21 protein-coding genes, 1 rRNA gene and 1 pseudogene are annotated in these 22,916 nt (G+C 45.6%); all 23 read right to left on the bottom strand.

Annotated elements, in window-relative coordinates; all coding sequences use genetic code 11:
- Positions 1 to 42: 42 nt before the first annotated feature.
- Complete coding sequence (gene secE, locus EP58_RS14145; RefSeq protein WP_036071365.1) at positions 43 to 222, bottom strand: preprotein translocase subunit SecE; 180 nt, start codon at positions 220 to 222, stop codon at positions 43 to 45.
- 20 nt (positions 223 to 242) lie between these two features.
- A complete protein-coding gene (gene rpmG / locus EP58_RS17290; RefSeq protein WP_077912489.1) occupies positions 243 to 392 on the bottom strand; it encodes a 50S ribosomal protein L33 in 150 nt (49 codons plus the stop codon).
- Between the two features lie 156 nt (positions 393 to 548).
- Positions 549 to 1,169, bottom strand: coding sequence for an RNA polymerase factor sigma-70 (locus tag EP58_RS14155; RefSeq protein WP_255309571.1), 621 nt, complete (start codon positions 1,167 to 1,169; stop codon positions 549 to 551).
- An 87-nt stretch (positions 1,170 to 1,256) separates the two neighbouring features.
- Entirely contained in the window at positions 1,257 to 1,769 is a 513-nt protein-coding gene (locus EP58_RS14160; RefSeq protein ID WP_036094397.1) for an NYN domain-containing protein, read from the bottom strand.
- 2 nt (positions 1,770 to 1,771) lie between these two features.
- Positions 1,772 to 2,521, bottom strand: coding sequence for a 23S rRNA (guanosine(2251)-2'-O)-methyltransferase RlmB (gene rlmB, locus EP58_RS14165; RefSeq protein ID WP_036094398.1), 750 nt, complete (start codon positions 2,519 to 2,521; stop codon positions 1,772 to 1,774).
- Between the two features lie 15 nt (positions 2,522 to 2,536).
- On the bottom strand, positions 2,537 to 2,935 hold the full coding sequence (locus tag EP58_RS14170; protein ID WP_036094400.1) for a Mini-ribonuclease 3: 399 nt from the start codon (positions 2,933 to 2,935) through the stop codon (positions 2,537 to 2,539).
- 3 nt (positions 2,936 to 2,938) lie between these two features.
- Positions 2,939 to 4,357, bottom strand: a complete 1,419-nt coding sequence (gene cysS, locus EP58_RS14175) for a cysteine--tRNA ligase (protein ID WP_036094401.1) — start codon at positions 4,355 to 4,357, stop codon at positions 2,939 to 2,941.
- Positions 4,354 to 4,986, bottom strand: coding sequence for a serine O-acetyltransferase (gene cysE / locus EP58_RS14180; protein ID WP_052165064.1), 633 nt, complete (start codon positions 4,984 to 4,986; stop codon positions 4,354 to 4,356). The genes cysS and cysE overlap by 4 nt, the downstream gene beginning before the upstream one ends.
- A 546-nt stretch (positions 4,987 to 5,532) precedes the next feature.
- The gene (locus tag EP58_RS14185; protein ID WP_077917930.1) at positions 5,533 to 6,015 is read right to left on the bottom strand and encodes a GNAT family N-acetyltransferase; all 483 of its coding nucleotides are present in this window, start codon (positions 6,013 to 6,015) and stop codon (positions 5,533 to 5,535) included.
- A 112-nt stretch (positions 6,016 to 6,127) separates the two neighbouring features.
- Positions 6,128 to 7,600 carry a glutamate--tRNA ligase gene (gene gltX / locus EP58_RS14190; protein WP_036094403.1) on the bottom strand — a complete coding sequence of 491 codons (1,473 nt, stop codon included), beginning with the start codon at positions 7,598 to 7,600 and terminating at the stop codon, positions 6,128 to 6,130.
- A 13-nt stretch (positions 7,601 to 7,613) separates the two neighbouring features.
- Positions 7,614 to 8,087: a 2-C-methyl-D-erythritol 2,4-cyclodiphosphate synthase gene (gene ispF / locus EP58_RS14195; protein WP_036094404.1), complete on the bottom strand. Its 474-nt coding sequence runs from the start codon at positions 8,085 to 8,087 to the stop codon at positions 7,614 to 7,616.
- Positions 8,084 to 8,779 (bottom strand): 2-C-methyl-D-erythritol 4-phosphate cytidylyltransferase, encoded by a 696-nt coding sequence (ispD, locus tag EP58_RS14200; RefSeq protein WP_036094406.1) that lies wholly within the window; start codon positions 8,777 to 8,779, stop codon positions 8,084 to 8,086. Before ispD ends, ispF begins: the two co-directional genes overlap by 4 nt.
- Positions 8,780 to 8,803: 24 nt before the next feature.
- Positions 8,804 to 9,877 (bottom strand): PIN/TRAM domain-containing protein, encoded by a 1,074-nt coding sequence (locus EP58_RS14205; protein ID WP_036094407.1) that lies wholly within the window; start codon positions 9,875 to 9,877, stop codon positions 8,804 to 8,806.
- 171 nt (positions 9,878 to 10,048) lie between these two features.
- Positions 10,049 to 11,059: pseudogene (locus EP58_RS14210) on the bottom strand (acyltransferase family protein).
- Between the two features lie 13 nt (positions 11,060 to 11,072).
- The gene (locus EP58_RS14220) at positions 11,073 to 12,578 is read right to left on the bottom strand and encodes a glycosyl hydrolase family 28-related protein (RefSeq protein WP_077917931.1); all 1,506 of its coding nucleotides are present in this window, start codon (positions 12,576 to 12,578) and stop codon (positions 11,073 to 11,075) included.
- A 211-nt stretch (positions 12,579 to 12,789) separates the two neighbouring features.
- Positions 12,790 to 14,157: a DNA repair protein RadA gene (radA, locus tag EP58_RS14225; RefSeq protein WP_036094413.1), complete on the bottom strand. Its 1,368-nt coding sequence runs from the start codon at positions 14,155 to 14,157 to the stop codon at positions 12,790 to 12,792.
- Between the two features lie 144 nt (positions 14,158 to 14,301).
- Positions 14,302 to 16,902: a phosphoenolpyruvate synthase gene (gene ppsA / locus EP58_RS14230; protein WP_036094414.1), complete on the bottom strand. Its 2,601-nt coding sequence runs from the start codon at positions 16,900 to 16,902 to the stop codon at positions 14,302 to 14,304.
- A gap of 109 nt (positions 16,903 to 17,011) precedes the next feature.
- A complete protein-coding gene (locus EP58_RS14235) occupies positions 17,012 to 18,016 on the bottom strand; it encodes an aldo/keto reductase (RefSeq protein ID WP_036094415.1) in 1,005 nt (334 codons plus the stop codon).
- A gap of 132 nt (positions 18,017 to 18,148) precedes the next feature.
- Entirely contained in the window at positions 18,149 to 20,674 is a 2,526-nt protein-coding gene (locus EP58_RS14240; RefSeq protein ID WP_052165061.1) for an ATP-dependent Clp protease ATP-binding subunit, read from the bottom strand.
- A gap of 28 nt (positions 20,675 to 20,702) precedes the next feature.
- Positions 20,703 to 21,731: a protein arginine kinase gene (locus EP58_RS14245; RefSeq protein WP_036094417.1), complete on the bottom strand. Its 1,029-nt coding sequence runs from the start codon at positions 21,729 to 21,731 to the stop codon at positions 20,703 to 20,705.
- Positions 21,721 to 22,230: a UvrB/UvrC motif-containing protein gene (locus tag EP58_RS14250; protein WP_036094418.1), complete on the bottom strand. Its 510-nt coding sequence runs from the start codon at positions 22,228 to 22,230 to the stop codon at positions 21,721 to 21,723. The genes EP58_RS14245 and EP58_RS14250 overlap by 11 nt, the downstream gene beginning before the upstream one ends.
- A 10-nt stretch (positions 22,231 to 22,240) precedes the next feature.
- A complete protein-coding gene (locus tag EP58_RS14255; protein ID WP_036094421.1) occupies positions 22,241 to 22,699 on the bottom strand; it encodes a CtsR family transcriptional regulator in 459 nt (152 codons plus the stop codon).
- A gap of 146 nt (positions 22,700 to 22,845) precedes the next feature.
- Positions 22,846 to 22,916: ribosomal RNA gene (gene rrf / locus EP58_RS17905) — 5S ribosomal RNA — on the bottom strand; the annotation flags it as partial.

Below are 22,916 nucleotides of genomic sequence, written 5' to 3' on the forward strand. Positions count from 1 at the left end.
CAATAATTGTATTATAGCATTCTTTGTTAAAAAAGCCTAGTATTATAGCATAAACTGAATAAGCATTTCGATTAAAAAGTCCACAACCATAAAGAACACAGCCATACAAGCTACAGCGATGATTACAGTAATCGTATACGTTCTTAATTCTTTACCAGTTGGCCACGTAACCTTGCTCATTTCAGACTTTACATTACGGAAAAACCTTGAAACTGCTGACATGTTATACCCCTCCAAATCCACTATTTTGTTTCGCGATGAAGTGTATGCTTATTACAGTGTCTGCAAAATTTCTTCACTTCTAACCGTTCTGTTCGCGCTGTGCCGCCGACACCAATGGAATAGTTTCGTGATCCACACTCTGAACAGGCAAGTGATGTTTTCTTTTTCATAATCACAATCAACTCCGCTTATTTCTATGCTTTTAGCGTCAAACTCTCCATTCAACACTTTACATCTATAATAATATACCATTAAATGCTGATTAGAGTCAAGACTGAAAAAAGCGTCTATCTCAAACCAATGGATTCCCAATTCGGTTACTAGCATCACAACGATTCATCCACTTGCTTCATCATCTTTTTCTTTACCCGCTGAATCGCGTTATCAATCGCTTTTTCTTTTTTATTGAAGTGCGCGGCCATTTCTTGATAGCTTTTGCCTTCTAAATATTGATAGAGGACTTCGCGCTCGAACTCACTTGTTACTTCTTCCAGTTTTTGTGCGACGCCTGCTAAATTCTCATTCTGAATCAGGAAATCTTCTGGAGTCATGGCTTCTTTTTCCGAAATGACATCAAGCAATGTCCAGTCAATCGCATCACCGTCTTCTACTGGTGTATCAATAGACACCGAACTGTTGAGCGCATAATTCTTCTGTCGCATCGACCGCTTGACCGCTGATAAAATTTGCCGATTGATGCAAATCTCTGCAAACGAACGAAAAGACGCTTCCCGATCTTCTTTGTAATCCCGAATCGCTTTAAACAGGCCAATCATACCTTCTTGAATCAGGTCATCGCGCTCTGCTCCTTGCAAAAAATACTGTGTGGCTTTCCAATAAATGATAGACTGATATGCCTTAAAAAAATGCTCAATGGCCTCCGTATCGCCTGATCTCGCGAGCTGCAACATTTTCATCTCTGCTTGTTTACTGTCATTTGTTTTCAATGGAACTCTCAGAAAGCCTCCTTTGTCACGCTTCGTATTTCCTTTGTAAATCCCATTATACAAGGGTTTCCGAGTGCTCGTCAATGACTATTTTCGGCCTCTTCGCAGCTTTTCCAAGGCCTGAATTGTCTCAAAATCGATATTTAGACCTGTTTTAGGCTGATTTTCCTGGATTTGCTTCACTTTGCGGGTGATTTGATGGGTCATTTCCTTAATTTCAAAAACTAATTCACGCGCCGAAACCCGTAACGCGCCCTGCCCAAAAATCGCCCACTGTTCCGTGTAATCACTCGTCGCGACCATGACTTGCGTTTTGACATTTTTGTATTCAATTGCTTTTTGCTCGATATATTCATCCGCCGTTTCATCTTCTTTTGTGAATACAATTTCGACTTTATTTTTCTTATATTTGCGCTCTTTGGCACGGACGTATTGAGCATCGAACACGACAATCACTCGGTAGCCAGTGTAACTCTGGTATTCCGCCATCCACTCCACCAGTTGATTGCGTGCCGACTCTAAATCTCCGGCTTTCAAACGCGCTAGTTCTGGCCATGCCCCAATAACATTATAGCCATCCACTAGCATAACGCGATTCATCTTTATTCACCGAGCGGCAGACGTTTACGATAAATCTCGTACATTAAGACACTCGCAGCAACCGATGCATTCAGCGACGTTACCGCCCCACACATTGGCAAATGTACTAGAAAATCACATTTCTCCCGAACGAGGCGACTCATACCAAAACCTTCACTGCCAATTACTAAGGCAAGCGGCATATTCGCATCCATCGTCCGGTAATCACTACTTCCGCTCGCATCCGTACCAAAAATCCACAAACCACGCTTCTGCAAATCTTCCATTGTACGGGTAATATTCGTCACACGCACCACCGGAATATGCTCAATCGCACCCGTCGAAGCCTTCGCAACCGTTTGCGTCAAGCCAACCGCGCGTCGTTTTGGAATAATAATTCCGTGCGCGCCAACCGCATCCGCCGTACGCATAATAGAGCCCAAGTTATGCGGATCCTCCAATTCATCCAAAATCATGAAAAATGGCATTTCCTCGCGTTCTTCCGCTTTCGCAAAAAGATCATCTAATTCCGCATATTGATATGCCGCCACTTGAGCCGCCACACCTTGATGCGAACCTTCTACTATTTTATCTATTTTCGATTTTGGCACGATTTGCACTTGAATTTTGCGTTCCTTCGCCGCACCAATAATTTGCTGCATACTTCCTTTTTGCGAGCCTTCCGCAATGAGAATTTTATGGATATCACGCTCTGATTTCAGTACCTCACTCACAGGATTCCGCCCAGCAATCCACTCTTGATCTTGCTCCATTTTGCCATTGCCTCCTTATTTCGCTTTAATAATTTCCGTCGCCAAATCCAGCCACTCATTCAAGCGCTCCGATTCGCCGCCCAAATATAAATAACCAATCACCGCTTCAAAAGCCGATGACAAACTATATGTCTGTAAATCCGTATTTTTCGGCACACTATTCGACTTCGCATTCCGACCACGCTTCGCAATTCGGTCCTCTTCCTCCGTCAAAAACGCCTTCGCGTACATCGCCTGCAAAATATAAGCCTGCGCTTTCGCCGAAACGTATTGCGTCGCTGTTTTGTGTAGCTGATTCGGCTTCGTCTTACCTTCTGCCAACAACAATTCGCGAATATGACGCTCGTATACCGAGTCACCCATATAAGCAAGCGCCAGGCCATTTAGCTGTTTATAATCCTTCACAGTCGCCATCCATTAACCCCTTTTCCAGCGCGTACCTTGAGCCGTATCTTCCAATATAATCTGCTTTTCCTTCAACATATCGCGAATTTCATCCGATCTCGCAAAATCACGCTCATTCCGCGCCTGAATCCGCTCCTCAATCAAATCCTCAATCTCTTCATCACTCAAACTAATATCCGCCGCGTCCACATCCAACTTAAATCCGAGCACATCCGCGAACAATGTCATCATCCCTAAAAATTCACGCAGAACCGTAATCGAAATCCGCTCATTCGTCAAATAAATATTCGCCCGTTTTGCCAATTCGAAAAAGACCGAAATCGCGTTTGCCGTATTGAAATCATCGTCCATCTCGTCCTCAAACTGGTGCATCAACTCCGTCAATTGCTCCAGCCAATCATCCTCTTCCGGCGTTCCAGAATAATCCTCTTCCGCCACCTGAATTCGGTGATCCACATTCTGATACGCCGTCCGCAACCGATCCAATCCATTTTCCGCGTCCAAAAGCAACGCCTCACTATAAGAAATTGGTCGGCGATAATGCACAGACAACATGAAAAACCGCACCACATTCGCATTATGCTTTTCCAGAACCTCATGCAACGTAATAAAATTCCCCAGCGACTTCGACATTTTTTCCCCATCAATATTCATATAACCATTATGCATCCAGTAATTCGCAAACGGCTTGCCCGTAAGCGCCTCCGACTGCGCAATCTCATCCTCATGATGCGGGAAAATCAAATCTTGCCCGCCTGCATGAATATCAATCGTGTCCCCGAGATATTTGCGCGCCATCGCCGAGCACTCAATATGCCAGCCCGGACGTCCCGCTCCCCACGGACTTTCCCACGAAATCTCGCCCGGTTTAGCCGCCTTCCACAACGTGAAATCAAGCTGATCCTCCTTGCGATCATTCGCCTCCACACGAATCCCGTGCTGCAATTCGTCCAAAGGTTGCTGTGACAATTTGCCATACTCCTTAAACCGCTTTGTTCGGAAATACACATCGCCAGCCGATTCATACGCATATTCCTTCTCAATCAGCGCGTCAATAAACGCAATAATATCATCCATATCCTGCGTCACCCGCGGATGGACATTCGCATCCCGCACGTTCAACTGATGCACATCCTCAAAATAAGCCCCAATAAAACGCTCCGCAACCTCAGGCACCGTAAGCTCCAACTCATGCGCCGCGCGAATCAACTTATCATCCACATCCGTAAAATTCGACACAAAATTCACATCAAATCCGCGATACGTCAAATAACGACGCACCGTATCGAACACAATAATCGGCCTCGCATTCCCGATATGAATATAATTATAAACAGTCGGCCCACAAACATACATCTTGACCTTCCCATCTTCCAGCGGCGTGAATGCCTCCTTCTCACGAGACAATGTATTAAAAATTTGCAAAGTCATTGTTCATCTTCTCCTTTTTGTGTATTATTTTTCAATTTCTCCAATTCCACTTCTATTTCAGTAAGTCTGCGCTTCAATTCCGCGACTTGCGGCTCCGTATGTTGCGTCACGCGCCCATTCAGCCGCACCACTTTTGCAGGAACACCCACAACCGTTGCGCCCAGCGGTACATCCTTGATAACCACCGCGCCCGCACCAACTTTTGCATTCTCACAAATCGTGATTGGCCCCAGAATCTTCGCACCAGCCGAAATCAGCGCCCCATTTTTCACCGTAGGATGGCGTTTCCCCTTATGCTTCCCCGTTCCACCGAGCGTCACCCCATGAAAAAGTACCACATCATCGCCAATCTCCGCCGTTTCGCCGATTACAATTCCAGCCCCATGATCGATAAATAAACGCCGTCCAATCGTTGCCCCCGGATGAATCTCGACATTTGTCAAAAAACGCGCCACCTGCGACAACCACTTCGAAAACACAACCATCCCGTGCCTATAAAAAAAGTTCGCAAACCGGTGCCACCAAATCGCGTGCAAACCCGGATAATTCAAAAACGCATCCACATACCCGCGCGCCGCCGGGTCATTCTCCAACACTGATTTCATATCCTCTTTCATGCGACTAGCCATTGTAATCCCCCCTCATCTACTCCGAATTAAAACGCAAAAAAAGACCCCTCAACAGAGACGTCTTCGCGTGGTTCCACTCTGATTCAAGTTTAGCGGTCCGTTCTTAGTAATCGGCGACAAGCGTTCGCACTCAGCCAGCTTTCCGAACTTCCGGTTCTCACGTACGCAAGTACGCTCCGCTTCCGGCTTTCGAAAAGCTGACTGACTTCAAACGCTTTCGCTCGATTTGCGTGAAAACATCATTCGGCGCTCCCTTCCTTTTAAAGAAGTTCCCTGCCCCATCCATGTTTCACATTAAGAATCTATCACCTAAACCTATCTCAATTGAATAACGGTCAGTCACCGCTCTGCGATACTCCAATTTTCCCGCAAAGATTCCGAGATGCATTTCAGAATACGCGCGCTAAGCCACTTCCAGCCAACGTAGCTCTCTCTATGAAGCCGCCATATTTCCTACTTCTTCTCATCAACATTTTAACTTATTAAGAATCATTGTACCACAGAAGCACACCCACCGCCATCAAAAATTACTTTTAAAATCATTCCTCATTTCGCCAATTCCACAAGCGTACCCCCAGCAATCCGATACACCGTCCAATCCTCCATCGGCTCCGCGCCCATCGCCAAATAAAAATCAATACTCGGCTGATTCCAATCCAGGCACCACCATTCCAACCGCCCGCATCCACGCTCCACCGCAATCTCCGCCAACCGCTTCAAAAAAGCCTTCCCAAATCCCTTTCCGCGCACAGTAGGTCGAACATACAAGTCCTCCAAATAAATCCCCGCTCGCCCAAGAAATGTCGAAAAATTGTGGAAAAACAACGCAAATCCAACCGCTTCCCCATCATATTCCCCGATAATAACCTCCGCCTTCTCCTTCACAAAAAGCCATTCCCGCAACATCTCTTCCGTCGCCACGACTTGATCCAGCATCTCCTCATAATCCGCCAATTCCCGAATAAACTCCAAAATAAGCGGCACATCTCGCTCCACCGCATACCTAAATTCCAATATTCTCTCTGTCATTCGCCATACCCCCAAAGCTGATTTTCTAACAATCTGATTATACACTATCTTCAGCTATCTCACCGACAAAAAAGACCTACCCACAAAAATGGATAAGCCTCCCTCAAAAATACTATTTCGCTTCATTCAAACGATTTTCTAAGCGATTCACGACTTTTTCACGACCTAAAACTTCAATCGATTGTGGTAATTCCGGACCATGCATCTCGCCAGTAACCGCAATACGAATCGGCATGAACAATCCTTTACCTTTCGCGCCCGTCGCTTTTTGCACACGTTTAATCGCGGCCTTCACTTCATCCGCAGCAAACGGCTCAATCGTCGCCATCTCCTCTTTAAACGCCGCCAAAACCTCAGGAACCTGATCTCCCGCCAGAACTTCCTTCTCTTCCGCGTCAAACGTCACGTCATCCGTGAAGAACATCGCCGAAAGCTCCACGATTTCCGCGCCATAACTCATTTGCTCATGATAAAGTGCCACAAGTTTACGAACCCAAGCCAATTCATCCGCGTCAGCAGTCGCCGAAACAACGCCTGCCTTCACTAAATGCGGCAAACTCAAATTCACCACTTGATCCAAATCTAATTTTTTCACATATTGGTTATTCACCCACGTCAACTTATGCGTATCAAACAACGCCGGCGATTTAGACAACCGCTTCGGATCGAAAATTTTGATAAACTCGTCTTTCGTGAAAATTTCCTCTTCGCCCTCCGGTGACCAACCAAGCATCGCCACAAAGTTAAACAACGCGTCTGGCAAATAACCCAAATCTTTATACTGCTCGATAAATTGAATAATCGACTCATCACGCTTACTCAATTTACGCTTGCTTTCATTCACAATTAGCGTCATATGGCCAAATACCGGTGGCTCCCAACCAAACGCTTCATAAATCATCAACTGCTTCGGCGTATTCGAAATATGATCATCACCGCGCAATACGTGCGTCATTTTCATCAAATAATCATCAATCGCTACCGCAAAATTATACGTCGGAATCCCGTCTTTTTTCACGATAACAAAGTCACCAATACCGTCTGATTCAAACGATACATCGCCTTTCACCATGTCATTAAATGTATACGTCTTGCCAGGTTGTACCGCATAACGAATACTTGGCTCCAAACCTTGCGCTTCTTTTTCCGCGCGTTGTTCCGCGGTCAAATGACGGCATTTCCCACTATAACGAGGCATCATACTGTTCGCTTTTTGCTCCTCGCGCTCTGCTTCCAACTCCTCAGCCGTACAATAACACTTATACGCCTTGCCTTCTGAAACAATTTGCTCAATCAGCGGATTATATAATTCTTGACGCTCACTTTGACGATAAGGACCATACTTGCCGCCCTTATCAACGCCTTCATCCCAATCCATACCAAGCCATGCCAAATTCTCCAACTGGCTCGACTCACCATTTTCGATGTTTCTTTTTAAATCCGTATCCTCAATGCGAATCACGAAATCCCCATCATTATGTCTTGCAAACAAATAATTAAATAACGCCGTACGCGCATTCCCAATATGCAAATGCCCCGTTGGACTTGGCGCATAACGAACACGCACTTTTTTAGCTCCACTCATATTTACCACTCCTTTATTTTTCTAAAAGTACAACAGCAAGGCTTGCGATTCCTTCGCCACGCCCTGTAAATCCTAATTTTTCAGACGTCGTTGCCTTCACGTTCACCTGTTCCGGCGTCGCGTGCAGCAACTCCGCAATCCGAGCTTTCATCGCGTCCACATAAGGCGCCATTTTCGGTTTCTCCGCTATAATCGTACAATCAATATTGCCCAACTTATAGCCATCCGCCTCAATCTCCGCCCAAACAACACGCAACAATTCCGCCGAATCCGCATCCTTATAAGCCATATCCGTATCCGGGAAAAAATGACCAATATCACGTTTGCCAACCGCACCAATCACCGCGTCCGTCACCGTATGCAACAACACATCTGCGTCACTGTGTCCCAGCAAACCTTTTTCATACGGAATCTCAATCCCGCCAATAATCAACTTGCGGCCTTCCACTAACTGGTGCACATCATACCCTTGCCCCACTCGAATCATACCCGATTCCTCCATTTCTCCTGCAAAATCGCTTCCGCAAAAGCAACATCCTCTGGCGTCGTCACCTTCATATTATTGTAACTGCCCTCAACCATATGAACCGTCACACCAAGCCGTTCCACCAAACTCGCCTCATCCGTTCCTAAAAATTCCGCGGCTGCCGCAATTTCGTGCGCCTGCTTCAAAATTTCCGTCCGAAAAGCTTGCGGTGTCTGCACTTGCCATAACACCGAGCGGTCAATCGTCTCTTCCACCATACCATTACGCACCCGTTTCATCGTATCCTTCACAGGCATCCCACAAATCGTCGCGCCATGCACAGCAACGTCCGCCAACAACCGATCAATCATCGCCTGATCCACAAAAGGCCGCGCCCCGTCATGCACCAACACAACGTCCGCCATTTGACCACATTCCGCAAGCCCCTTCGCCACACTATACTGTCGCTCCGAGCCTCCCATCACAATCAAAATCTCCTTTTCCACATGAAGCGCATTAACCATTTCCTGCACATACGCAAGCTCATCTTCCTTGACCACAACGACAATTCGACAACAAGCATCATCCTCTAAAAACGTCCGAATCGTATGCAAAAACAAAACATGCCCCGAAAGTTCCAGCCACATTTTATTCCGTCCCAATTCCATCCGTTTTCCCTGACCCGCGGCCAAAAGAATCAATTCATATTTCATCTAGCATTACTCCTAAAGTCCAAATTAAGCCGGTTTTGCAAAAATCATCCGACCAGCAGAAGTCTGCAACACACTTGTTACTTCCACCTGAATCGTATCATTAATAAACTTGCGACCATCCTCAACAACAATCATCGTGCCATCATCCAAATAAGCCACACCTTGATTGTGCTCCTTACCGTCCTTCACAACGAGAACCGTCATCTTCTCACCCGGCAACACGACAGGTTTCACCGCATTCGCCAAGTCATTAATATTTAAAACCGCGACATTCTGAAACTCACAAACCTTATTCAAGTTATAATCATTCGTCACGACTTTCCCTTGCATCACTTTTGCCAGTTTCACAAGTTTGCTATCGACTTCCGAAATCTCCTCAAAATCGCCCTCATACATCTCGACCTTGATCGATTCCTCTTTTTGCAATCGGTTCAAAATATCCAAACCACGACGACCACGCGTCCGCTTCAATGTATCCGACGAATCCGCAATATGCTGCAACTCCGCCAAAACAAACAACGGAATCACAATCGTCCCGTCAAGGAATCCTGTTGCCAAAATGTCCGCAATCCGGCCATCAATAATGACACTCGTATCCAGAATCTTATACTCACGCGCCGCCGTAGCCTCTTCCTTCACTTCCTCAGGAGTCTTCTTCTTCACACCACGATTCGCAAATAAGTTGCCCCATTCCGCGCGCCTACTAATCCCAACCCGGAAGCCCAAATACCCAAGCACCAGCGTCAAAATAATCGGCACAACCGAATTCAAAATCGGAATTTTTGTCTGCGTCAATGCATTTCCCGCAAAAAAAGCAAGCACTAAACCAATCATAAGCCCCAGACCGCCATAAATAATCACTGTGTTAGAAGTGCTCGTAAGCCCATTCTCCAACCAGTTCAGAGCAGCAACAACATACTTCACCGCCCAAAAAGTAATAAGATAAAATATAAGTGCACCAACCAAAGCGTCTGTATAAGGATTATTAATGACAAAAATATGATCCACACCAACAGCTTCCCAAAGTTCAGGCAAACTAATCACGCCGATCGTACCGCCAATAATCATAAAACAAATTCTAATTACCCATTTCAGCATTATTTCTCCTCCTTTCCGATCTTTCTATTTATGTTCATACCCCTTCATTCTACACTACTTAAAGCCCCTACGGCAATTAAAACGAGTAGAAAATAAAAGGCCCTGTAAAGTTCACAAAAATAGTGACACAAAATCATTTTCCAGATTCCGCATCACTAAAGAAACAGTATTCTATTTCATCACAACTTCTCGCCTCGACCTTATTCTCTCCCATATATATAAGCTCATCATATATCCCGCTACAATAAAAACTACTTTTATAATCAAATAATACACTACCGGCGAATAGATGCCAATCATTCTGCAAACCGTATCAAACCCCAGTAAAACAAAATACTGCGTTCCAAGGAGAATAATAGCCTCTTTTCCAAATATCGTAAAAATGCCCGTTTCCTGTACCATTTGAAAAAGCAATACAGAAAACACAATTCCGCTTAAAGCAGTTAATACAAAAAGCACATAATTCGTCCCAAAATAATTATCATACATACTGACAAGCCTTGACCCGTTAAGCCAGAACATACTTCCAACGAGAAAACTCCCAGCTAACGTTACAATCAACGTATACACGCCCAAGTTTCTTGATAATAATTTTAACACCTTATACTTCTTCGTCATGTTTCCTAAGTAGTAAAACAGAAAACAAGAAAACACAATCTGCAATCCAAATGGGAATTTGATACCCGTCTCACTCAGCAACCAGCCAACTATACAGCTCAACAAAACAAGTAGCATTTGTATCCCCGCGCGTTTGCTCCACTTACTAAAGAAATAATACAACACATCTAGGATAAATAAAACCACTAAAAACCATAACGGCGCATTCCATCCAACACTACCATTCAAGTAGAAAATACTTAGCAACGTACTTAAAGGATCCCGTTCCAATTGCCCCGTTGTAACATAATAAAAACTATTTATAAAAACCACAGAAATAATCTGAAACACAAAATACGGAACAAGCAAAGTCATCCATTTTTTTTAAAAATAATTCCCCGTCCCTTTCCCACGGAATAAAAATCCTGAGATAAAAAAGAACAATGGCATATGAAAAGAATAAATCAGTTTCATCAGTAACCCCGTGTATGCATAATCTGCTGACAGTACAATAGAATGACCAATAACAACTAAAATTATCCCATACGCTTTTAAATTATCTATCCAAGTCAGTCGTTGAGCCATTACTCCACTTCCCTCACATGAGTTTGTTCCATTTATAAATACCTACTCCACCATCTTGCATACAAATATATAAAGAATCTTTCGTTTCACCTTTTGTAGCATCTGCTTTTATAAAACAAAGTGAGCCTTGTTTATCTTCTTTTGCTGCTGGAAGTGCAGTTCTAGGATTCATCTTAAACATGAAGTCGATAGACAAAACAATATCTTTCCAAGCCAGTATGGAAGCTTCTTGACCATTACTATGGATGTGTTTAAAGTCGAAACCATATTTTGCAACGCCTTTATAGCCAGTTTTTAATATAAACTTTTGATTTGCCGCTTTTTCTTGAAGTGTAATGCCTGGATTCACTTTATTTAATAAAACATCATTTTGAACCGTCCAATTCTGAGAAGAACCATCATCAAAAGCACCGTAAATAATTGTAGCGACTCCTTTATCTAAAATATTTTGTGCCTGATTATTATAAATAAGTGTTTTCCTAGCCTCACTTCCCAATGTAATAGGAACGCTGTCACGAATGATGATATCCACGGCATAATTTACCTTAATTGGATATTCTCCTCTCAGACCATAATGCCTATTTTCAGATATAACTACATTCTCCATTTTATTGTATCGTAATATCTCTCCACCACTCGTCGTAATATCAGGCTCCCCCAGTATGCTGATGGCCTCTTCCTTAATATCTTCAAATGTATTTGATCCAATAAATATACCTTTACATTGCGTTTGATAATTCGTTTTAGCAGTAGTAATCAAAATGGCGGGAGAACTCATGATTGAAAATGAGTTGGCTTGTAATGTGATGCCTTGACAACCTGCTAATTGTAGGCCTGTTCTTTTAGGATACTCAGACCAGCTTTTATCACCAGCTAATATTTTAATTGTATTTAGATAACACTCATTCTGATTCTCCATTGAAATGAGTGGTTTTGTAGCCTTAGAAAGTTTCTCCGTCTTATTGATTATCATTAGGTCTTGAATAGTAGTTCCTTGCCCCACAGTTTCCGTTGGGGACACACCAATAGTATTAATTAATTTTATAGCTGTACTAAAAATATCTTCAAAATATAAACTCTCAAACCTATTTAAGTCATAGCCTTTATCCATTCGAATCATATCTGGCGGATTAGCTAATACAGAACTTTCTTTCCCCAAAAAACCAAGATTGCGAATTCTAATATTTCGTATATAGCTCCAATTCCATTCCGTCTCATCACCATTAAAAGCGAAATCAAATACAGTATCTCCAACAAAATTATTACTAGGAATTATTAACGTATTTACCGCCTGTTCTCCGATTATTTCTATACCATGATTCACAAATCGTATCGTTTTTGTGACTCTGTATTTCCCTGCCGGAAAGAACAGAGTACCTCCACCCTCTAGACCCGTCCACGAAGATTTACGTAGCATGCTTATCGCTTCTATAATTTTACTTGTATCGTCTGCTACCCCATCCCCAACGGCGCCTATATCTTTTACATTAATCAAAACCATAATAATCGCTCGCTCCATCCATAAATTATTCTATGTAACAATTTAAACATAACATATACATATTTTTAGTACTACGACCCCTTTTCTCTATATTTATACTTCTGGCTCTAGTTTTGTGACAACTTCATGAACTTTGATAAATTATATGCACGACAAAAAGACACCTGTAAACAACAGGAGCCTTTTTCATATTTCGAAGTATAATAATATATTTAAATTTCAGCTAAAATTACTTCGGCAACGCCTTACTCAGAGCATCTCCAAGCGTCGTCACCCCAATAATACTCACATCTTTCGGCAGCTTCCACTCCCCTTGATTGTTCGCCGGAATAAAGATCCGCTTAAAGCCTAATTTCGCAGCCTCTTGCACGCGTTGTTCAATCCGCGACACCCGTCTAATCTCACCAGTCAAGCCGATCTCACCGATAAAACAATCCGTACTTTTCGTAGGCTTATCATTATAACTCGATGCAATACTCACCGCCACCGCCAAATCAATCGCCGGCTCATCCAGTTTCACACCGCCAGCCGCCTTCAAATAAGCATCCTGATTTTGCAACAACAAACCGACCCGCTTCTCAAGCACCGCCATAATCAGCGACACCTTGTTGTGATCCATCCCCGTCGCCATCCGTTTCGCATTCCCAAACATCGTCGGTGAAATAAGCGCCTGAATCTCCACCAAAATCGGCCGCGTGCCCTCCATCGAAACAACCACCGTCGAGCCCGAAGCCCCGTCCAGCCGTTCCTCCAAGAAAACCTCCGACGGATTCGCGACTTCCACCAATCCAATATCGCGCATTTCAAAAATCCCGATCTCATTCGTCGATCCAAACCGGTTCTTCACCGCCCGCAAAATTCGGTACGCATGATGCCGCTCGCCTTCAAAATAAAGCACTGTATCCACCATATGCTCCAACATCCTGGGCCCAGCAATCGCGCCTTCCTTCGTCACATGTCCCACGATAAATACCGCGATATTGCCGCCCTTCGCGATTCGCATCAACTCCGCCGTACACTCTCGAACCTGCGACACACTTCCCGCCGCACTCGTCACATCCGGATGATACACCGTCTGAATCGAATCAATAATCACGAAATCCGGCTTCACATGCTGAATCGTCTGCTGGATCGCCTCCAAATTCGTCTCCGCGTACACATACAAATTATCCCCCGTCACAAGCAACCGCTCCGCCCGCAACTTCGTCTGTTTCACCGATTCCTCACCAGAAATATAAAGCACCCGTTTTCCCGTCGTCGTCAACTGCGCCGAAACCTGTAGCAACAACGTCGATTTCCCGATTCCCGGATCCCCACCAACAAGCACCATCGAACCCTGCACAACCCCGCCACCCAACACCCGATTAAGCTCCGGCATCTGCGTCAAAAACCGCGGTTCATTATCGCTCGTAATTTTCGTAATAGGCACAGCCGCTTCATCCGTATGCGTAAACGATGAGCGCCCCTTTTTCGTCGGCTCGAGCATCTCCACCATCTGATTCCAAGCCCCACAATTCGGGCATTTCCCCATCCATTTCGGCGACTCATATCCACATTCCTGACACATAAATTTCACACTACGCTTCGCTTTTGCCATTTTAAAAATCACCTTCCAAATTTCATATCTGTCCCTATTCTACCACACTTCCCACCACAAAAATCACCCAACATCAAAATTCCATTTCCAAGCCTGATTCTCCCGTTTTCGCGCAAAAAAAGAAGGCAATCACGCCTCCCATTTTTACAATATCTCAATATAACCTTCCGTTCCATGCACACGAATCCACTGTCCATCTTGAATCAGTTTTGTAGCCCCTTCCACGCCAACAACTGCCGGCAATCCGTACTCCCGCGCAATCACCGCACCGTGCGTCATGACCCCGCCAACTTCCGTAACCAGTCCTTTAATCGACACAAAAAGCGGCGTCCAACTAGGATCCGTGAAAGCCGTGACTAAAATATCGCCAGCCTCCAAATCCGCATCCTCCATCTTCAAAATAACCCACGCACGCCCCTCAATAGTCCCCGCCGAAACCGGCAATCCAACAATCGCGTCCTCTGGCATATTTTCACGCGCATAACTACCCGAAATAACCTCTCCATCCGACGTAATAATCCGCGGCGGCGTCAGTTTTTCATACACTTCATGTGCAACCTTACGCTCCTCAATTACCCGATATTCCACGTCACGCGTCGCAACCACATCACGAAACTCCTCAAAATGAAGATAGTACGCATCCTCCTTATCACGAAGAATCCCCAATTCCACTAACTTCCGAGCCTCCCGCATCAACGCCTGCTTATAAATAAAATACCGACTAATCATCGCATATTTTGGATACTCCCGATAGCCCATAAAATTCCGAATCAGACCAATCACACGCTCCGTCTCACCCGCCTTCCACGCACCATCCGGCAAAACGCGTAACCGCTCTAAAACATTCCGCTCTTTGTCCAAAGCCTCGCGCCGACCTTGCTCAAATTTCTCCACACTCGCGCCAGCCTCAAAGTTTTTAATATTACTCAAAATCATCGGAATCAGCGTCGTCGGCTTCTCCATCCAGCGCGCTTTCGTCACATCAATCTCGCCCGCACAACGCATCCCATATTTACGGAGATAATCCTGAATCGTATCCACGACTTCCGACCCACCATCAAAACGCTCCAATTCAGCCAAAAAGTCCTCCTCCGTCACATCCCGCAAATACGCAACAATCTCCGGAAACGGCCGAATCCTATCCGCAACATCCAACAACGCCAATCCCATTTCCGACGTAATATTGTTCGGCACCGACTGAGAAATCGCGTCCGCCACATTCTTCTCACCCAGCCACGCCTCCATTTTTTCATTCAGCCAAGCCGAAGCCTCCATCGCCGTCATGAAAACCGCGCTACTCCGAGGATCCATCAAATACTGCTTCAACACCTGAAAATCCGCCACGATAAAATCAAAAACATCCGTCCCCGATTTCGTCTCCATTTCACGCGCCGACTCCGCAATCGAAGCCTCGCTATCCCGCATCAACGCCGCCGGAACCTCCGGATCATTTTCCATCCGCGCCTCAAACACGTCAGAAACCTCCACGTCAACACTCGGCGCAGCCACATCACCCGGCACAGCCTTAATAAAATCACGCGCTATAATCGTCTCAAACGCATCTTTCATCAACGGATCCGACTGCCCCAAATTATTCACCAAATTATCACGCCCCGCCGAAGTCGCCAACATCCCCGTAATATCAACAAACAATCGTCCACCAGCAACACACATTGGCGCAGGCGTCGTCATCAAATAAAAATCCGAACCTAGCGGCTTCATCGCATCCGTCATCATTTGCTGATGCCCAACAGACACGTACACATGATTCCCCTGATCCCCCGCCTCCGGAATCGGATAAAACGTCGTAATCGCACGACTTTGCACGATATAAAAATCATCCCCGACCAAACACCACTCTATATCCTGCGGGCACCCAAAATAAGCCTCAACCAACCGCCCAATCCGCGCCAATTCCAAAATCTGCGCCTCCGTCAACGTTTGCATCCGCTGCTGCGCCACATCCAATTCCAGCGTCTTTGTCCCACCAGCCACGAGTCCATAAATAGCCAGCTTCTTAGTCGCAATCACCTTTTCAATAACCGCACCGTCACGCACCCGGTAAGAATCCGCCGAAACCAATCCAGAAACCAGCGCCTCCCCCAATCCAAAACTCGCATCAACAGACACCACTTTTCGGTCAGCAGTAATCGGATCAGCCGTAAACAAAATCCCCGAAGCCTCTGGAAAAACCATCCGCTGAACGACCACCGACAAATAAACACCCCGATGATCAAACCCATTTTGCATCCGATAAATAACCGCCCGATCCGTAAATAAAGACGCCCAACACTTCCTAATATGCTGCAAAATCGCGTCCACACCAATCACATTCAAATACGTATCCTGCTGCCCCGCAAAAGAAGCAGAAGGCAAATCCTCCGCCGTCGCACTAGAACGAACCGCATACGCATGCTCCGCGCCAAACTTAGAAATGTAATCCGTCACAGCTCGCGAAATATCCAGAGGAATCTCTAACCCGACAATAAGCTCCCGAATCTCGCCGCTGATTTCGCCAATTTGCTCTCGATCATCCACACGGAGCGAATCCAAACGCCCCACTAAATCATGATACCGCTCATTTTCATCAACAGTCTTCTGAAATCCCACCGTTGTAACACAAAAACCTTCCGGCACACGAATCCCGTCCATTTTTGCTAGTTTACTCAGATTCAATCCTTTTCCACCAACTAAAAAAAGCTGCGACTCCTCTATCTCCTGAAAACCGAGAACCAATTCACCCATCATACATCTCTCCTCGCCGTTACTATACGCTTCATTCTAGCAGTAATTTTTAGGAATAAACAGTCTATATTATTACTTTTTTTCATGCTATAATTAAAGTAAGGAAAGGTCACAAAACGCTTTTCGGATCTGGAATCAGTCCAACCAAAGGATGCGGTACATACAATTCCTCCAAATAACGCATCTCAGAAAGCGTCAACTCAATATCAAGCGCAGCCACCACACTCTCGAGATGGCTTTCTTTTTGTGCACCAACAATCGGCGCAACGACTTGATCCTTATTCAACAACCAAGCGAGCGCAATCTTATCCCGCGTCACACCATGATTCACCGCAACTTCCGCCAATCGCTCCACAATTCCACGATCCGATTCCATCATCCCATCATATTTCGAATGTTGCACCTGATCCGTCTCCGAACGCAGACTCGTTTCCGACCAATCACGCGTCAAACGACCAGAAGCAAGCGGACTATACGGCGTCAACGCAATTTTTTCATCCCGACAAAACGGCACCATCTCACGCTCCTCCTCCCGATAAATCATATTATAATGATTCTGCATCGAAACGAATTTCGTCCAACCATTGCGCTCCGCCACATGCTGCGCCTTCTGGAACTGCCACGCATACATCGCACTCGCCCCAATATACCGAACCTTCCCCGACTTCACCACATCATGCAGCGTCTCCATCGTCTCCTCAATCGGCGTATCATAATCCCAACGATGAATAATATACAAATCCACATAATCCGTCCCCAACCGCTCCAAACTATGATCAATCTCACTCAAAATTGCCTTCCGAGAAAGCCCGCCACCATTCGGCTGCCCAGGACGCATAATCTGATGCACTTTCGTCGCCAACACAATATCATCCCGATTCGCATAATCCCTCAGCGCACGCCCAAGAATGTTCTCACTCTCACCCATCGAATAAATATTCGCCGTATCAAAAAAATTAATCCCTAAATCAAGCGCTTTCTTAATCACCGGCCGACTACGCTCCTCATCCAAAACCCACTTATGCGTCCACTTCTCCACATCACCAAATCCCATCGCACCCAAACAAATCCGCGAAACATCCATACCCGTATTCCCAAATTTCACATACTCCATCTATATTCCCCTCCAAAAAAGTTATTTCATCTCATCAAGTATAAACCTTAAAGTCCACTCCAACACAAGCAAAAAGAATAAAAAAGCGATGAGAACCCAGTTTCAGATTCCCATCACTTTTCAAAATTTCACTCACTCCGATTTAGCAGGCTTAGCCGTCTTTGCTTTAGGTTTCGCCTTCGCTTTTGCCTTCGTAGCTGTTGTCGTCGTTTTCTTCTTAGGAATCGCTGCTTTCTTTTTCTCCTTCACCTGAACCGTTAATTCACCAGCTTTAGTCCCAATCACGACCGTATCACCAACTTTAACCGTTCCACGCAACAACTCTTCCGACAAACGATCCTCGACATTTTTCTGAATCGCCCGTTTCAACGGACGCGCACCATACTCCGGATCATAACCATCCTTCGCAATTTTAGCCTTCGCACTCTCCGTCAAACTCACATGGATATTGCGCTCGCCAAGACGCTTCGTCAACTGTTCCGTAAGCAATGTCACGATTTGTTTCAATTCCTTATCATCCAGCGAATGGAAAACGATCGATTCATCAATCCGGTTAATAAACTCAGGACGGAATGCCTTTTTAAGCTCCTGCAACATCCGGTGCTGCATCGCCTTATGGTCCTTCGTCATATCAGAAACGTTGAAGCCAACCGACTTATCATCCTTCAGCTCCTGAGCCCCAATATTCGACGTCATAATAATAACCGTATTTCGGAAATCCACAACCCGCCCCTTAGAATCCGTCAAACGCCCATCATCGAGCACTTGCAACAACATATTAAACACATCAGGATGCGCTTTTTCAATCTCATCTAAAAGTACAACCGAGTAAGGTTTTTGGCGAATTTTCTCCGTTAACTGGCCGCCCTCTTCGTAACCAACATAGCCTGGAGGAGCCCCAACAAGACGCGCCGTCGAAAATTTCTCCATATACTCCGACATATCAATCCGAATCATCGCTTCCTCATCACCAAACATCGATTCAGCAACCGCTCGCGCCAATTCCGTCTTACCAACACCAGTAGGTCCTAAGAAGATAAACGAACCAATCGGACGCTTCGGATCCTTAAGCCCCGCACGCGCACGTCTCACAGCTAGAGAAACCGCCTTAACAGCTTCCTCTTGACCAATTACACGCTTATGAAGTAAAGACTCCATATTCAACAATTTATCCGTCTCCGTCTCGCCTAGCTTCGTAACCGGAATACCCGTCCAACTTGCCACAACCTCAGCAACAATCTCCTCCGTTACCTCACTATTATCCTGACCTTGTTTCGCATGCCAATCCTTCTTCTTCTCCGTAAGCTCACGTCTTAACCGCTGTTCCTTATCACGCAATGACGCAGCTTTCTCGAACTCTTGACCTTGCACCGCCGCGTCCTTCTCTTTTTTCAATTCAGCCAAGTTCGATTCCATTTCCTTCACATTTGCCGGCGTTGTATAAGCCTTCAAACGCACCTTTGAACCCGCCTCATCAATCACGTCAATCGCTTTATCTGGCAAGAACCGATCCGAAATATAACGATCCGACAATCTAACCGCAGCCTCAACCGCAGCATCCGTAATCGCAACCCGATGATGCGCCTCATAACGATCCCGAAGCCCCCGCAAAATTTGAATCGACTCATCCACAGTTGGCTCCTCGACACGAATCGGTTGGAAACGTCTTTCAAGCGCAGCATCCTTTTCAATATACTTCCGGTACTCATCTAGCGTTGTCGCACCAATACATTGCAACTCACCACGAGCAAGCGAAGGTTTCAAAATGTTCGACGCATCAATCGCACCTTCCGCGCCACCAGCACCAATCAACGTATGCAATTCATCAATAAACAAAATCACATTCCCAGCTTGGCGAATCTCGTCCATCACCTTTTTCAAGCGATCTTCAAATTCACCACGATATTTCGTTCCAGCGACAACCGTTCCCATATCGAGCGTCATCACACGTTTCCCGCGCAACGTCTCCGGCACCTCATTATGCACAATTTGTTGCGCCAACCCTTCCGCAATCGCCGTTTTACCAACACCAGGCTCCCCAATCAAAACCGGATTATTCTTCGTCCGGCGACTGAGCACCTCAATCACACGCTGAATCTCCTTCGAACGCCCAATCACAGGATCCAAATTCTCTTCCCGTGCAATCACCGTCAAGTCCCGCGCCAAGCTATCCAAAGTCGGCGTCGCTTGCGTATTCGTCGAACGACCAGAAGCCGCCCCGTCCCCGCCACCAAGCAATTGCAATACCTGTTGACGCGCCTTATTCAAGCTCACACCCAGATTTCCAAGCACACGAGCCGCAATACCCTCACCCTCACGAATCAGGCCAAGCAAGATATGCTCCGTCCCAACATACGTATGACCAAGTTTCCGCGCCTCATCCATCGACAACTCAATCACTTTTTTCGCACGCGGCGTATATTGAATCGTTTGAACAGCAGTCTCACCCTCGCCGATCAAACTCTCTACTTCCTTTTGCACCTTGTCCGAACTAATTCCAAGCTCATATAACGCCTTCGCAGCGATACCCTCACCCTCACGAACCAATCCCAACAAAATATGTTCCGTTCCCAAATTGCTATGTTTCAATCTCATAGCCTCTTCCTGTGACAAAGCCAATACCTTCTGCGCTCTTTGTGTAAATCTCCCAAACATCATGGTAGTTTCCTCCTCTAATTTTCGAAGCCTAGTATGTATCCAAAATTTCTCGGATAGCCGCAGCCCGAATCACTTTTTCTTCCAATTCATTCATATCCCGCTGCGCAAACTTTCGTAAAAAAGCTGGTTGCGAAAATAATATCAGTTCATTGACCTTTTGACTAGGTATATGCTCAATATATCCCATCTGCACACCCAGCCGCAAATCAGAAATAGCGTCCGCAGCCTCTTTCTGCGCCAATATCCGACTATGTTTCAACATCCCATATGCTCTGAAAATTCTGTCCTCCATCACAATATGGAATTTTTGTTTCAATTTGGTTCGGCAAACCCGTTCCTGCATAATTACCTGCTCCATCACATCCGACAAATCCTGCACAATCTCCAGCTCCGTCTTCCCCAATGTCACCTGGTTTGAGATTTGAAAAATACTGCTCGCAGGCCGACTTCCCTCCCCATACATTCCTCTTACCACAAAACCGTACCTTCTAATCGCTTCTATCGTTTTTTGTAACTGTTTTGTTGCAACCAATCCCGGCAAATGCACCATCACAGAAGCCCTCAGACCCGTCCCAACATTCGTCACACACGTCGTCAAATACCCCAACCGCTTATCAAAAGCATAAGGCATTTTCCCCTCAAACGCATCATCCAACTTAAAAGCCGCATCCAACACCTGCTCCAACTGAAGCCCCGGCGCCAAACACTGAATCCGAATATGATCCTCCTCATTAAACATCACACTCGCCTTTTCATCCTCGCTAATCATCACCGCACCAAACTCATGCCGACGCATCATCTCAGGACTAATCAAGTGCCGCTCCACCAACATCCCGCGCTGCAACAACGACAAATCCCCCATCTCCAAAAGCGGAAATTCATCATCACCAAACACCTCACGAACCCGCTCCAAAAGCTCCAAACCAGCCCCAGAAAAATTCCAGTCCTTAAAGTTCCGAGCCAACCTCACTCGCGAACTAATTACAACATCACTCTCCGGCCCGTCCGACTTCAACCAAGAACTCAGCACTGGCTCAAATAAATGCTCATTCCCCATCCAAACCAGCTCCATCCTCTTTCAAAGCCCTAATCTGATCCCGAACAACCGCAGCCTCCTCAAAAGCCTCCTCAGCAACCAGTGAAACAATCCGGTCCTGCAAAACCCGCAACTGCTCCTCCACCGCCAAAACTTCCTTCTCAGCCAGCGGAACCTTCCCAACATGCCCCTTATTCCCATTTTGAGCCCGCTCCACCATCTGCATCACATTCTCCGCAAACTTACCATAACAATGCTCACAGCCTAATTTAGAAGAATCCATCACCGCCTGTAAAGACATCCCACAATACTCACACTCCAGCATCTCGACATCTTTTTCCGGCGTCTTCTGCAATAAACTCAAGAAGTCCACACTATTCTCAGCCACCTGCTCCTCCATATAAGCCATACTCTGCGCCTCCGCACACCCCTTACACAAAAATACCGAGAAAGTCTGGCCATTAAACTCATGCCTAATTTCAATATTCGCCTCATTCTCCCCACAACTCTGACAAATCATAAAACGCCTCCTACTCGTATTTCAATGCCTCAAGCATCGCCTCAAGCATCCGACTTCGAATAATATCACGCTCCGGTAAAGGTAATGCAATCACATTCCGATCCATCGCAGCCAGCATCAAACGCGCCTCTCTCTTCGAAACAACCTCTTCCTCCAACAATCTGAGTAAAACATCCTCCGCAAAGTTCTGCGACACCTTCTTCTCATGCACCATCACAATAATGGCATCTAACAACTGTAATTTATCATTCATCTTCACCTTAATAATCCTAATATAGCCACCACCACCACGCTTACTCTCAACCAAATAACCACGTTCCATCGTAAAGCGCGTATTAATCACATAATTAATCTGCGAAGGCACACATTGAAACTGATCCGCCATCTCGCTCCGCTTAATCTCAACAGCCTCACTTGCCTCCAGAACCTGTTTCAAATAAGCCTCAATAATATCCGATATATTCTTCATAAGGATGCACTCCTTTCATTGCACTGACTTTGACTATTTTTGACTTTAATTATACTAAAAAAAAGAGCCTAATTGCAAAGAATTAGCTCTCAAAAAAAGAAAACACCAAACCTTATATCGTTTAGTGTTTTCAAAATATGTACATTGCCCGGCGACGACCTACTCTCACAGGGGGAAGCCCCCTACTACCATCGGCGCTGAAAAGCTTAACTTCGAC

The sequence above is a fragment of the Paenilisteria newyorkensis genome, assembly GCF_000766145.1.
Classification (GTDB): domain Bacteria; phylum Bacillota; class Bacilli; order Lactobacillales; family Listeriaceae; genus Listeria_A; species Listeria_A newyorkensis.

Coding starts and splice junctions, on each gene's coding strand:
- secE (WP_036071365.1), bottom strand. CDS start 222: ATGTCAGCAGTTTCAAGGTTTTTCCGTAATGTAAAGTCTGAAATGAGC.
- rpmG (WP_077912489.1), bottom strand. CDS start 392: ATGAAAAAGAAAACATCACTTGCCTGTTCAGAGTGTGGATCACGAAAC.
- EP58_RS14160 (WP_036094397.1), bottom strand. CDS start 1,769: ATGAATCGCGTTATGCTAGTGGATGGCTATAATGTTATTGGGGCATGG.
- rlmB (WP_036094398.1), bottom strand. CDS start 2,521: ATGGAGCAAGATCAAGAGTGGATTGCTGGGCGGAATCCTGTGAGTGAG.
- EP58_RS14170 (WP_036094400.1), bottom strand. CDS start 2,935: ATGGCGACTGTGAAGGATTATAAACAGCTAAATGGCCTGGCGCTTGCT.
- cysS (WP_036094401.1), bottom strand. CDS start 4,357: ATGACTTTGCAAATTTTTAATACATTGTCTCGTGAGAAGGAGGCATTC.
- cysE (WP_052165064.1), bottom strand. CDS start 4,986: ATGGCTAGTCGCATGAAAGAGGATATGAAATCAGTGTTGGAGAATGAC.
- EP58_RS14185 (WP_077917930.1), bottom strand. CDS start 6,015: ATGACAGAGAGAATATTGGAATTTAGGTATGCGGTGGAGCGAGATGTG.
- gltX (WP_036094403.1), bottom strand. CDS start 7,600: ATGAGTGGAGCTAAAAAAGTGCGTGTTCGTTATGCGCCAAGTCCAACG.
- ispF (WP_036094404.1), bottom strand. CDS start 8,087: ATGATTCGAGTGGGGCAAGGGTATGATGTGCACCAGTTAGTGGAAGGC.
- ispD (WP_036094406.1), bottom strand. CDS start 8,779: ATGAAATATGAATTGATTCTTTTGGCCGCGGGTCAGGGAAAACGGATG.
- EP58_RS14205 (WP_036094407.1), bottom strand. CDS start 9,877: ATGCTGAAATGGGTAATTAGAATTTGTTTTATGATTATTGGCGGTACG.
- EP58_RS14220 (WP_077917931.1), bottom strand. CDS start 12,578: ATGGAGCGAGCGATTATTATGGTTTTGATTAATGTAAAAGATATAGGC.
- radA (WP_036094413.1), bottom strand. CDS start 14,157: ATGGCAAAAGCGAAGCGTAGTGTGAAATTTATGTGTCAGGAATGTGGA.
- ppsA (WP_036094414.1), bottom strand. CDS start 16,902: ATGGGTGAATTGGTTCTCGGTTTTCAGGAGATAGAGGAGTCGCAGCTT.
- EP58_RS14235 (WP_036094415.1), bottom strand. CDS start 18,016: ATGGAGTATGTGAAATTTGGGAATACGGGTATGGATGTTTCGCGGATT.
- EP58_RS14240 (WP_052165061.1), bottom strand. CDS start 20,674: ATGATGTTTGGGAGATTTACACAAAGAGCGCAGAAGGTATTGGCTTTG.
- EP58_RS14245 (WP_036094417.1), bottom strand. CDS start 21,731: ATGGGGAATGAGCATTTATTTGAGCCAGTGCTGAGTTCTTGGTTGAAG.
- EP58_RS14250 (WP_036094418.1), bottom strand. CDS start 22,230: ATGATTTGTCAGAGTTGTGGGGAGAATGAGGCGAATATTGAAATTAGG.
- EP58_RS14255 (WP_036094421.1), bottom strand. CDS start 22,699: ATGAAGAATATATCGGATATTATTGAGGCTTATTTGAAACAGGTTCTG.